Here is a 12518-nt window from a genome sequence, read left to right on the forward strand (position 1 = left end):
TAAAGTCACACACAGCACGCCGGCGGCCCACAATCCGACAAACCATAGCCAACGTCGCCATGTCGAATTACTCATGATAGCCACTGTCTTCACTTACTTTGCCACGAAACACCCAGTAGGTGTAGCCCGTATAAGCGAAAATTATTGGTAAGAGAATAGCCGCACCAACCAGCAAGAATACCAAGCTATTGTCAGGCGCAGCCGCTTCCCAAATGGTGATTTCAAAGGGAATAAGGTATGGGAAAATGCTGGCGCCAAAGCCTACGAATGCAATCAAGAACACACCCAACGCCCACAAATAAGGCCGACCTTCTTGTTGTTTTGTGAGTGAGGTGAGTAAACCGCCACCGACAATAGCTAGCACAAAAGGAACCAACCATAATGCCGCTGAACCCGGCCAGGTTAACCAGCGCTCGGCAACGTTCTCGAACGACGAAACTAAATACACGCTGGCGGCTGCAATGGCCATGATCAGCAGAATTCCGCTGTTACGACCGTATTCGTATGCACGTTGTTGCAATGGGCCATCGGTTTTCATAACAAGCCAGGTTGCACCCAACAAAGCGTAACCGACACACACAGACAGGCCAGCAAAAACAGTAAATGGACTCAGCCAGTCAAACCACCCGCCAGAATAAGCGCGGTCGGTTACTTCAATACCTTGCAGCATGGCGCCAAGCATCACGCCTTGGCTAAAGGCTGCCACCATAGAGCCAAGCATGAAGGCACGATCCCACCAATGTTTGTTGGCTTTGCTTTTAAACCTAAACTCAAAGGCCACACCACGAAATATTAGCCCCAGCAGCATGGCGATTACTGGCATATAGAGCGCTGGCATTAATACCGAATACGCCAATGGGAACACGGCAAGTAAGCCACCACCGCCAAGTACTAACCAGGTTTCATTGCCATCCCAAACCGGGGCAACACTATTCACCATGCGGTCGCGGTACGCTTCTTCTCTAATCCATGGGAACAGTATGCCCATACCGAGATCAAAGCCGTCCAAGGCGACATAAGCAAATACCGAAACGGCAATAAGAATTGCCCAAATTAATGCGTAGTCCATACCTTAACCCTCCTCGTGATAAAGGCGCTCTGCGGCCATTGGCACGCGGGCGTAGTCTGGAATGTGAGTCGATTCCGGGCTGCCGGCCATTTTTCGCAGCATATAAACGGTGCCAGCGCCGAACACTAAAAAGTAAACCACAATAAAGGCAACTAAACTGGAACCTACACCTACGGCATCAATCGGTGATGCGGCGTCACTGGTTCGCAACAGCCCATAAATCACCCAAGGTTGCCGACCCACTTCGGTGACAACCCAGCCAGCTATTACAGCAACGAAGCCTAGCGGGCCCATTAACACTGCGGCGCGATGCAACAGCGGCGTCTCGTAAAGTTGCTTACGCAGTCGTAAATAGCCCGACCAAAGCCCAATCAGCACCATCAGCAAGCCAATGCCAACCATAATACGAAATGCCCAAAACACGATCGGCACAGGCGGCCAACCGTCACGAGGAAAAGCATCCAAGCCGGTTACGGTGGCGTTCACATCGTGTTTTAAAATAAAACTGGCTAAGCCTGGAATCTTTATGGCGTAGTCCACTTTAGCTTCTGCTTCGTTTGGCCAGCCGAATAAGTACAGCGGTGCTTGAGCTTCAGACTTAAAGTGCCCCTCCATAGCGGCAACTTTCGCTGGCTGGTGTTCTTGTGTATTCAAGCCATGTAAGTCGCCCACAAACACTTGTAACGGCGCCACAATCAACGCCATCCACATTGCCATAGAAAACATTTTTCGCGCCGCTTGTGAGCTCTTATCCTTCAGTAAATGCCAAGCACCCACGGCACCCACCACAAATGCAGTTGTGAGATATGCCGCCAATAACATGTGCGCAAGGCGGTATGGGAAAGACGGGTTGAAGATGGCTTCCAGCCAACTGGTAACGACGTACTGGCCTTGCTCATTCATCGCAAAACCCGCTGGGGTTTGCATCCAGCTATTCACAGATAAAATCCAAAAGGCGCTGATGGCGGTACCCACTGCAACCATGAGGGTTGCGAAGTAATGTAAGCGCTCACCAACTTTGTTCATGCCAAACAGCATAACCCCCAGAAAACCGGCTTCTAAAAAGAACGCTGTTAGTACTTCATAGCCCATGAGTGGGCCAATAACAGGGCCAGCTTTATCGGAAAACACCGACCAGTTGGTACCGAACTGATAGCTCATAACAATGCCAGACACTACGCCCATACCGAACGCCACGGCAAATATTTTCAGCCAGTAGCGATAAAGCTTTTGGTACACTGGGTTGCGAGTTTTTAGGAATAACCCTTCAAGCACGGCAAGGTAGCTGGCTAAACCGATAGTGAATGCTGGAAAGATAATATGAAATGCGATGGTGAAGGCAAACTGAAAACGTGCCAATAGTACCGCGTCGGCTTGAGAGAACCACGTTTCGAACATGACGAACCTCGTTAGCAGTAATTTTTTACAGTATAGGTCGTTTTGATCAGTATTTTGGGTAAATTACCCGGTTTCTCTAAGACCATTTCTAATAGCGCCCATACAAAAAGTATGGCAATGAGATTAAATCATGTTGATGACACTTTTTGTGGCAGCATTTTTATCGGCAACATTGTTACCCGGTTCGTCAGAGGTATTGCTGGTTACGCTGCAAATGCAGGGCCACGATATGCTGGCGCTTTGGGCTGTGGCAACGTTTGGTAACACGATGGGTTCGTGTGTGAATTATGCGTTGGGACGTTACGCGTTGCATTGGCAAAGCCGCCGCTGGTTTCCTGTGTCTGTGGCGCAACTTGAAAAAGGCCAGCGCTGGTTTAACCGCTACGGCAAGTGGAGTTTGTTATTGGCTTGGATGCCCGTGGTGGGCGATCCGATTACCCTGTTGGCTGGCATCATGCGGCTTCACGTTGGCGTATTTTTAATACTAACAACACTCGGTAAAGCCGCTCGTTATGCGCTTATTCTAGGGTTATTGCACGGGTTCAGCTGAGGGCTCAGCGTAGGCTTGACGAATTTCCTGCAAGCGGGCATCAATCGCTTCTCGGCTCAACCATTTACCGGCAACCATGACACCGTGATGTGAGCGAATGGCCTCAGGGTTTGTCAATGGACTGGCGCCAAGTAAAAGAAAGTCGGCACGCTGACCTTCGGCAATTTTGCCAAAACTATCGCGGTCTGCGAAATAGTCACCAGCCGCCACAGTGGCGCTATGTAAAATTCCCGCCACGGGAATGCCCGCATCACGCAGCATGCGAATTTCATGCAACGCAGAAAAGCCTGGCACACTAAACAGTTGCGGCGCATCGGTGCCAAATATCATCGGCACACCGCCATCAAAGAGTGCTTTCACGAGGCGTTGTCGGTTGTCTTGCTGTACTTCGGCGTTGGTTGCATTGAAGTAACCTAACGTCGGCTCATTAAGGTACCCCAGCCACCCGTCGCGCACACTCTGTGGCACGTACACAAGTTCAGGGTAAGCACGCAAAGCATCGGCATCGGAGGCGCCAATAATGGTGGCCCAAAGCGCTTGCGTGGGCACTACCGCAACATTATGACGCAACGATAAATCCACTAAATAATCCAGTTCATAACGTGACGCGGGGCGATCCGTGGCATCAATGGCTTCAAGGTAGCCGTCAAGGTGATCAATGGTGCGTTGTCCTGCTGCCAAAGCGGCCTCAAGGCCAACATCGCTGGGCACGTGCCCCCCAAAATCCATGTTCGCATTGTTGGCGGTTGTTGCCATGGCTTGGTATTCGGCCATGGTAAGGCCCGGATGCACTTTGAGTAAGTCCCAGCCTTCGCTGCGCTGGTCGATAACCCGTTGCGTGGCTTGCTCGGGTGACTCAATGCTATTGCCGTTAAAGCTTGGCCCAGCCAAATAAAGGGTAGGGCCAATACGTTTGCCGTCGGCAATGTCTTGCTTAAGTTGTAATTGATGCGGGTAGCCGAGCATGCCGCGCACAGTTGTTACGCCGTTGGCGGCATACAAAAACAGTACATCATCTAAATACCGATCAGGAAACTGACCCAATCCATTAGCTGGAGGTACGTGTCCATGCATTTCGGCCATGCCTGCCATGATGTATTTATTGGTGCCATCAACATGCACATAATCTGCGGGCACGGTAATCGCTGCGGTGTCCGCAACCGCAGTAATACGATCACCAACCACCACCACCGTTTGCCCAGCGGTAATTTCGGCATCGTCTTTGGTCAGATGCACGACATTCACGTTATGGAATGCGTAACCTTTGGGTGGGGCGGCATTCGCGGGCTCGGCATTGGCCGTATTTTCGGCACGCGGACCGCAGCCAGCGGCAATTAAGGCAGCGAAAACAATCGATATTAATTTGTACATAACGAAACCTTTTGAACGAAGATTGCCCAATTGTAGTTTAATTTTGAGCCCGGCGTCGGGTTGTTTATCGCGCAAACTGACGTCCTAGTCGGATTAACTCACGCACGGCTGTAAAAATGATTTAGGCTAGGTAACAATAAATTCAGAACAGCAGAACAACTATAAAAGGTATAAAACATGCGACATTTGCTTATTCCCGCACTTATTGGTGTGTCGGCAGTAGCCTTGCAATTTGCCTCAGCGCCTGCGGTGGCTGTCGAAAAAACGATGACCCTGCAAGCCGAAGATATTTTTGCGCTTGAGTGGGCGAACGACGTACAGATTTCTCCAGACGGCCGTTATGTGGTTTATGTGCGTCACGGTTTCGACATCATGAAGGACAATACGCACCGCAGCCTATGGTTGGTGGACACCAAAACTGGTAGCCATACCCCGTTGTTTGATGACCAACACAGTTATGGCAATCCAACCTGGTCACCAGACGGCTCGCGCTTAGCGTTTAGCTCAAATCGCGATGGGCGCAATCAAATTCATGTCTACCATTTAGCGACTAAAACCTCGAGTGCAATCACTGAAGTGACTGAAAGCCCACGTCAGTTTTCGTGGTCAAACGATGGCAAGCAATTGGCATTTCTAATGAATGTTGCAGCAGAGAAAACTGCGTTCGCAAAAGCGGTCAAAAAGCCCAAAAAACCGAAAGATGCAAAATGGGCGAAGCCAGCCATCGTGGTAGAGCGCACCTACTACCAGCGTGATGGCGCTGGCGTATTGCCGGACACCTACAGTCAGATTTTTGTTGTGCCCAGCGACGGCGGCTATGCCCGCCAACTTACCGAAGGCGCGTTTAGCCATAGCGGACCACTGGCTTGGGTTGAAAACGACAGCGCATTGGTATTTAGCGCCAACCGCAACACCGATTGGGAATACCAAGTGAATGAATCGGACTTGTGGAAAGTTGCTGTGCAAACCAGCGAATTGAAACAAGTGACAGATTTTCCGGGCCGTGAATATGCGCCGACAACGTCGCCTGACGGCAAGCAGCTGGCGTTTTTACACCGCGGCAACGAAGCCATTCCGTACCACAATTCCAAGCTTCGTATTATGCAGTTGAGTAACCAAAAGCAGCGTGAACTATTGAGTGATTTTGACCGCTCGGTAGGCAACCCAATGTGGTTAAGCAACGACAGCTTGAGCATTCAATATGCTGATCGCGGCCGCTACAAGTTGGCGGAAGTGACATTGAGCGGCAAAAAGACCGATTGGATAAATGATGTGGGTGGCGTATCGGTCAGTCGTCCTTATATGAGTGGCATGTACTCGGTTGCCCGTCAGGGTGGCAAAGTGGCTTATACGCAAGGTAGCAGCTACCGTCCAGCCGATGTAGCGGTGTTTGACGTACCGAAACGCGGTAACGCCGAAGTAAGTACCTTAACCGCATTAAATGACGACGTGCTTGGTCATCGTCAATTGGGTGAAGTGCATGAATTTACCTACACCTCGAGCTTTGATGACACCGAAATTCACGGTTGGTACATCACGCCACCTAATTATGATCCGAACAAAAAATACCCGCTGTTATTAGAAATTCACGGTGGTCCGCATTTAGCTTATGGCCCAATGTTTGCCGCAGAGCAACAGCGCTATGCAGCTGAGGGTTATATCGTGTTTTACAACAACTACCGCGGCAGTACGTCGTACGGTTCTGAGCATGCTTTGAAACTTGATGGTTTTTATTCATCAGAGCGCGATCATGCCGACCACATGGCGGGTATCGATGTGTTGATTGATAAAGGCATGGTTGATGAGAACAACTTGTTTATCGCAGGCGGTTCAGCAGGGGGCATCGCCACGGCTTATGCGGTCGGTTTAACGGATCGCTTCAACGCGGCAGCAGCAACGAACCCGGTGATTAACTGGATTAGCAAAACACTCACAGCCGATAGCTATCTAGGGCAAATTCATAACCAGTTTCCGGCGAAGCCGTGGGAAGACTATGAGCACTACTGGAAACGTTCGCCACTGTCGATGGCGGGTAATGTGAAGACGCCGGTGATGTTATTTAGCGGTGAAAACGACCGCCGCGTGCCAATGTCTGAAATTGAGCAATTTTATCAAGCGCTGCAACTGCAAAAAGTGGATACAGCTATGGTACGCGTACCTGATGCATCGCATGGTGTAACGGCACGGCCCTCGAATATGATTGCAAAAATTGAGCACACCTTGGCGTGGTTCAAGCTTTACCATAAAGAGGCCAATAGCAATTAAGAACTAAGAAACACTGGTTGCGGCAAGATAATTATTGATATCATGCCGCAACTTTAGTGTGTTTCTAACGGTAGGTTTTAACCATGGAAAGAATTCTAGAAAATTTGATGTACAGCTTACGCTGGTTGCTTGCGCCTATCTATCTGGGTTTGAGTTTGGCTGTGTTGTTGCTGGGGATTAAGTTTTTCCAAGAAATTTATCATGTCTTTCCTGAAATCTTATCAATTAAAGAAGTCGATTTAATTCTTTTAACCTTAACGCTCATCGACATCGCGTTAGTGGGTGGCCTGTTGGTTATGGTCATGTTGAGTGGTTATGAAAACTTCGTGTCTACATTAAATATTAATAACGACACCGAAAAACTTGCTTGGTTAGGTAAAATTGATTCGGGCGGATTAAAGAATAAAGTCGCCGCTTCAATCGTAGCAATATCCTCAATTCATTTACTGAAAGTATTCATGAATGCCCAAAATTTGGATGAGTCCCGAATTAAGTGGTACGTGATTATGCATCTCACCTTTGTTGGGTCAGCGTTCGCTATGGGTTATTTAGACAAAGTGACGCGCAAATCCAAAGACGACTAAGTGCTAACCCGTGGTACGCGCGCAGTAATGCTGGTTAGCAAATCATAGCTAATGGTTTCGGCGTGCTCGGCAACCCGTGCAACACTTAAGTTGGGTCCCCAAAGCTCAACCTCATCGCCAATTTCAACCGCATCGAGGTCCGTTACATCCACGGTGATCATGTCCATCGACACCGTGCCAGCGAGTGGCGCTTCTTGGCCATTGACCATCACCGGGGTGCCATTGCGCGCGTGGCGCGGATAGCCGTCGGCGTAGCCGATAGCAACTGTTGCAATAAGGCTTGGCCGCTCTGCGGTCCATGTACCACCGTAGCCCACCGATTCACCGGCCTTGACTTCGCGCAGCGCAAGAACCGGCGCAACCAAGCGCATTGCAGCAATCAATGGTTCGGGCAATGGCTTTGAGTTGCCAACCGGATTGTCACCGTAGAGCAAAATACCAGTGCGTATCCAGTGGCCGTCATTCTGCGTCATGTCGATTGCAGAGCTAACCAGTGCCGCCGATGTGGCCAAGCTGCTATCGAGCTTGGACTCTGTTTGCGCACAAACTTCTTCAAACAACGCCAATTGGTGGTTATTTAATGGATGAGTTTGATTTTCGGCATTAGCGAAGTGCGACATCATGGTTACACTGCCAACTTGCGCCGATGCTTTGAGGTCATTGTATACCGATTGCACCTGAGCTTTTGACCAACCAAGGCGGTGCATGCCCGTATCGATTTTCAACCAAACCGATAATGGGCGCACCATGCGCGCCGTTAAAATCGCATCAAGTTGTTGCTGTTGGTGCACGACCGGTTGAAAATTGTAGTGGGCACAAACAGGCAATTCGGCCTCACTAAAGCAACCTTCAAGCAGCACAATAGGCTGCTGGAAGCCAGCATTGCGGATGGTAATAGCTTCATCAATAAATGCGACAGCAAAGGCGTCAACATGCGCACTGATAGCCTCGGCAACAGTTAATACGCCGTGCCCGTAGCCGTCCGCTTTAATCACGCCGAGCAGATGCGACTTGCCAGCTAGCTGACGTGCTATTTTTGCATTGTGGCTTAAAGCGTCGCGATTAATTTCAGCGCGGGTTGGGCGAAAGTGCACACCATTAGCCATAAAATCCGTTCCTTAAATCATAATGAGGCTGGTGACTATATAGAGCACCAAGGTAATTCCGCCGGCCGTTAGGGCGTAGGGTAACTGCGTACGCACATGTTCCAGTAAGTCACAACCTGATGCCAGCGCAGATACCGCGGTGGTGTCAGATATTGGTGAACAATGGTCCCCAAATACGCCGCCGCCAAGTACCGCAGCAAGCAGCAATGGCGCCGGTAAGTCCAGCGCAATAATCATTGGCGCCGCAATAGGGATCAATATCGCAAATGTGCCCCATGAGGTACCGGTCGTAAATGAAATGAGCGCGCCTGCCAAGAATAACATGGGTGCAATCATAAATAGCGGCAAAAAGTCACCAACTAAGTTTGCCAAGAATACCCCAGTGCCAAGCTCGCGTAAGCTGCTGCCAAGTGCTAATGACAATAATACGATACTCACCAACGGTAGCAACTCACTCATGCCCTTAAAGCCAATATCAACCAATTGCTGGTGGCTTTTGCGCCGACTAATTAGCAGCATAATGTAGGCAACAACACAGGCTAAAGCCGTGGCATACAGCACCGACTTTGAACCATCACCTTGGGTGATATCACCGCCGCCGGTGCCAAACATAAAGGCCACCATGCCAAACACCATGACACTTAGGGGAACCAGCATGTAGCGGGCTTTGCTGTTACTGGGTACATGTTCTGGAATGTCTTGATGCGGCTGCGGCTTTTCTTCAACGGCGCGCATGGGCCCAAATACTTTGCCCGAAAAGGCCGTGTAAAACACGATACTTAATGTAACAAGCGCGTAAAAATTAAAAGGTATCGTCGCCCACAAGGTACTTACGGATGAACCCGGCAGGCCTTGCTGCTCAATCATGCCGAGTACATAGGCGCCCCAACCATTAAGCAAAATTAAAATGCAAATAGGGGCGCTGGTGCTATCAATAAGGTAAGCCAGCCGAGCGCGGCTCATGCCGAGCTTCTCAAACAGTCCGCGCGACAAAATACCCGCGGTGAGCACACTTAAATTCGATTCGATAAATACGAAAATGCCGGTGAATACCGTCATTAAGCTGGCGCTGCGCTTGGTTTTACCAAGCCCACGCGACAACAGTGCTTCAACAGTAGCTGCAACGCCTCCGGACTCACGGATATAGGCCAACAGTGCGCCAACCATTAAGCTAAATACCAAAATACGTGTGTTACTGGCCGAACCAAACACCGCAATGATGCGCTCTATTGTCGCCACAAAGGTATAAATGAGGGGCTCGCCACCTTGCCAGGTATGCAATAACTCGGAGGTAACAATGGCAAGCAGCAATGCAACAATGACTTCTTTACGCCAGAAAACCACCAAAATGGCAACGAGTGGCGGTAACACAGACATCCAACCCATAAAAATGGCCTTTTGTTGTTATTGTTTGGTTTTAATTATGGCATTAAGCAAGAAAATTCCCTAACGCTATTGCAGCTCACATGCGCCTTAAGCCATCAGTTTTTGCCGTTAAGTGGTATTTATTTCTGGTGCTGGCGTCATTATAAAAAACGCTGTAGGTTGTAGGAAATCCTGACGCTAATTAAAGAAAGAGAAGCACGCAGTGACCAATAGAATTGCCACACTCGGCCCGGCCGGCACATTTTCTGAACTTGCTGCGCGCGATTTTTCAAAACGCTTTCAAAGCAGCGATATTCTCTTTTATCCAACGCTTCGCCGTACCATTGATGCGCTTGATCAGGGCGCTGAGATTGCTGTGGTGCCCATTGAGAACATTGTAGAAGGAATTGTCGCACCGGTGGTGGATAGGTTTGTGCGTCGGCCGTTGCAGATTATTGCAGAAGTTGCTATTCCGGTGCGTTTTTCGGTTGTCATGAACCACCCTGAGCCGCAGCGACTATTCGCGCAATTTGTGGCACAAGGTCAATGCAGTGAATGGTTAGCCGGTCATGCGTCAGATGTAGTGACAACCGCAAGCAATACCGAGGCACTGGCGTTATTGTTGGCGAGTAATGAACCCGCCGCTGCGCTTATACCTGAGCATTTGCTCACCAATGAAAACACGGGTTCGCAGCGTTATGCGAAGGTTGTGCACGATGTGACGGATGTCGCCCATAACGTGACGCGGTTCGTGGCGTTACAAGCAGCGCAACCGCTCGCACTTCCAAACCATGCAACCGCATACAAATCTGCAGTTGTTATCGTCGACGATGCGGATCATCCCGGCCTGCTCCTTGAGCATTTGCAGGCGTTTGCAGTGCATCAAGTCAACTTGTTGTCTTTGGTTTCACGTCCAACGGGCCAAAAATTTGGACAATATCATTTCTTTATCGAATTTGAAGGTCACTTACAGCATAGCCAAGTACAGGCCGCATTAAGTGCAATTAAATTACGTAATCGCGTGATTGAGCTTGGCAGTTATACCTACTCAAGTTCTAATTCAAGCTGCAACTGATCATCGGGGTCAGGCAGCGCCACGCTAATGCCGATAAGCCGAATGCCGCGATGGTTCCTGCGGTCCCAGGCTTCACGAACTAAATGATAAAACAAACTTGGTGATGCCGTTTGGGTAGTTCGCGATACAGTGGTTTGCTGAAAATCGCTGAACTTCAACTTAACAGTTTGGCTCTTAATATGAGTTTGTTGCCAGCGCGTAACGCGCATTCTGCGTAGTAATTGAGGTAGTAAAACTTCATCAACAAATTGCTCAACTTGGCGTAGTTGACTGAAGTCACTGGGCAACGTTTCTTCCACGCCAACACTTTTTCGCACTCGCTCAGTTACGATTGGGCGGGGGTCGATACCTTGGCAGCGCTGATAGAGTAGCCAACCGGATTTGTCCCCCAGCAACTCTTGTAAGCGCTCAATTGAAGCGTGTTGAATGTCGCGGCCTAAAAAGAACCCCGCATAATTGAGCCGTTCTAAACTTTTCGGGCCAACGCCCGGAATGCGCTTAAGCTTTAACTGGGCCAAATAATCTAAGACGCGCTCTGGTGGCACTACAAATTGGCCGTCGGGTTTGTTTTCTTCGCTGGCTATTTTTGCCACCATTTTTTGATTCGAAATGCCTGCGGAAGCGGTTAACCCAAATGCTCGAAGTGCATGCCGAATGCTTTCCATGGTTACGCTGGCACTGCCGTGGTACTTCGTGTTGTCGCTTAAGTCCAAATAAAATTCATCAATGGAAGCTGGTTCAACCAAAGGCGTGGTTTCTTGTAAGATGCTGAGCACTTTTTTTGAAATGTCGCGATAATAGCCGTGATCAGGCGTGACAAAATGAAGCTCGGGACACAGTCGGCGTGCATGTGCGCCGCTCATTGCGCTGCGCACACCGTATTGCCGGGCAAGATAATTTGCGGTTGCGACAACCCCGCGTTCACCACCACCGCCCACAGCAAAGGGACGCTCGCGCAGGGCAGGATCGCGTAAAACCTCGGCGCTGGCAAAAAAAGCATCGAGATCTAAAAGGGCTATTTTTCGCGTAATATCAGACATAGCACAGAAGTGTTTAACCTTGGACGGAATCTGGCTATAATCGCAACAACTAACTGAGCAAGCAAGCTCAACAGCTTATACAGGAGTCCACTGTGAACGTACTGAAAGTAGTAAAATCTAGCCGTATATGGGTTGCTGCATTAGCATTGTCTGTTGGTAGCGCAAGCGCCGCAATGCTGCCACAACAAAGCAACGACGACATAAAAGAACGTATCGCACCAATCGCACAAGTACGTGTTGCTGGCGCGAATGCCGCGCAAAGTGGCGGTGAAAGTGCTAGCGCCCGAACGGGTGATGCGGTGTACAACAAGTTTTGTGCTGCGTGCCACACTTCGGGTGTGTTGGGTGCGCCAAAAATAAATGATGCGGCCGATTGGGAGCCTCGTTTAGCACAGGGTATGGATACTGTATTGAAGCATGCTGTAGAAGGTTATAACGCAATGCCACCTAAAGGCACATGTAATGACTGTAGCGAAGAAGAAATTCAAGCTGCAATTGACTATATGGTTGCCGAAATTTAACGAATTTTTCGTTACTATTCATAAGCTTTATATTGAAAAAACCGCTTCGGCGGTTTTTTTGTGCGCGTAATTTAAGCAAAACGCTTTTCTAAATCTTTTATGAAAGCTATACTCTGGCGTTGAGTTTACTAAAAGTTTACATTGTCTTGTACTAAACAAGCTGTTCTAAAAGTA

11 protein-coding genes are annotated in these 12518 nt (G+C 49.3%); 5 read left to right on the forward strand and 6 right to left on the reverse strand.

The window, feature by feature from the left end:
* Window positions 1-67 precede the first annotated feature (67 nt).
* Window positions 68-1069 carry a cytochrome d ubiquinol oxidase subunit II gene (gene cydB / locus ACN0UY_RS07745; RefSeq protein WP_417666119.1) on the reverse strand — a complete coding sequence of 334 codons (1002 nt, stop codon included), beginning with the start codon at window positions 1067-1069 and terminating at the stop codon, window positions 68-70.
* Between the two features lie 3 nt (window positions 1070-1072).
* On the reverse strand, window positions 1073-2467 hold the full coding sequence (locus ACN0UY_RS07750; protein WP_417666120.1) for a cytochrome ubiquinol oxidase subunit I: 1395 nt from the start codon (window positions 2465-2467) through the stop codon (window positions 1073-1075).
* Between the two features lie 130 nt (window positions 2468-2597).
* On the opposite strand from ACN0UY_RS07750, the gene ACN0UY_RS07755 reads away from it, so the two are divergent.
* Window positions 2598-3017, forward strand: coding sequence for a YqaA family protein (locus tag ACN0UY_RS07755; protein ID WP_417666121.1), 420 nt, complete (start codon window positions 2598-2600; stop codon window positions 3015-3017).
* On the opposite strand, the gene ACN0UY_RS07760 is transcribed toward ACN0UY_RS07755, so the two are convergent.
* Entirely contained in the window at window positions 2997-4388 is a 1392-nt protein-coding gene (locus ACN0UY_RS07760; RefSeq protein ID WP_417666122.1) for an amidohydrolase family protein, read from the reverse strand. The genes ACN0UY_RS07755 and ACN0UY_RS07760 overlap by 21 nt on opposite strands.
* 177 nt (window positions 4389-4565) lie before the next feature.
* Between ACN0UY_RS07760 and ACN0UY_RS07765 the strand changes: the two genes are divergently transcribed.
* Window positions 4566-6653, forward strand: coding sequence for a prolyl oligopeptidase family serine peptidase (locus ACN0UY_RS07765; protein ID WP_417666123.1), 2088 nt, complete (start codon window positions 4566-4568; stop codon window positions 6651-6653).
* An 83-nt stretch (window positions 6654-6736) separates the two neighbouring features.
* The gene (locus ACN0UY_RS07770; RefSeq protein ID WP_417666124.1) at window positions 6737-7237 is read left to right on the forward strand and encodes a TIGR00645 family protein; all 501 of its coding nucleotides are present in this window, start codon (window positions 6737-6739) and stop codon (window positions 7235-7237) included.
* Here ACN0UY_RS07770 and alr read toward each other — a convergent pair.
* Window positions 7234-8343 carry an alanine racemase gene (gene alr, locus ACN0UY_RS07775; protein ID WP_417666125.1) on the reverse strand — a complete coding sequence of 370 codons (1110 nt, stop codon included), beginning with the start codon at window positions 8341-8343 and terminating at the stop codon, window positions 7234-7236. The genes ACN0UY_RS07770 and alr overlap by 4 nt on opposite strands.
* A gap of 12 nt (window positions 8344-8355) precedes the next feature.
* Window positions 8356-9729 (reverse strand): Na+/H+ antiporter NhaC family protein, encoded by a 1374-nt coding sequence (locus tag ACN0UY_RS07780; protein ID WP_128352332.1) that lies wholly within the window; start codon window positions 9727-9729, stop codon window positions 8356-8358.
* Between the two features lie 202 nt (window positions 9730-9931).
* Here ACN0UY_RS07780 and ACN0UY_RS07785 point away from each other — a divergent pair, with 202 nt between their 5' ends.
* Entirely contained in the window at window positions 9932-10783 is an 852-nt protein-coding gene (locus ACN0UY_RS07785; protein WP_417666126.1) for a prephenate dehydratase, read from the forward strand.
* On the opposite strand, the gene dinB is transcribed toward ACN0UY_RS07785, so the two are convergent.
* Window positions 10753-11823 carry a DNA polymerase IV gene (gene dinB, locus ACN0UY_RS07790; protein ID WP_417666127.1) on the reverse strand — a complete coding sequence of 357 codons (1071 nt, stop codon included), beginning with the start codon at window positions 11821-11823 and terminating at the stop codon, window positions 10753-10755. The two genes, ACN0UY_RS07785 and dinB, sit on opposite strands and share 31 nt — an antisense overlap.
* Window positions 11824-11996: 173 nt before the next feature.
* On the opposite strand from dinB, the gene ACN0UY_RS07795 reads away from it, so the two are divergent.
* Window positions 11997-12344 (forward strand): c-type cytochrome, encoded by a 348-nt coding sequence (locus ACN0UY_RS07795; RefSeq protein WP_417666215.1) that lies wholly within the window; start codon window positions 11997-11999, stop codon window positions 12342-12344.
* Window positions 12345-12518: the final 174 nt, after the last annotated feature.

The sequence above is a fragment of the Pseudidiomarina sp. genome (assembly GCF_048268165.1).
Lineage (GTDB): Bacteria > Pseudomonadota > Gammaproteobacteria > Enterobacterales > Alteromonadaceae > Pseudidiomarina.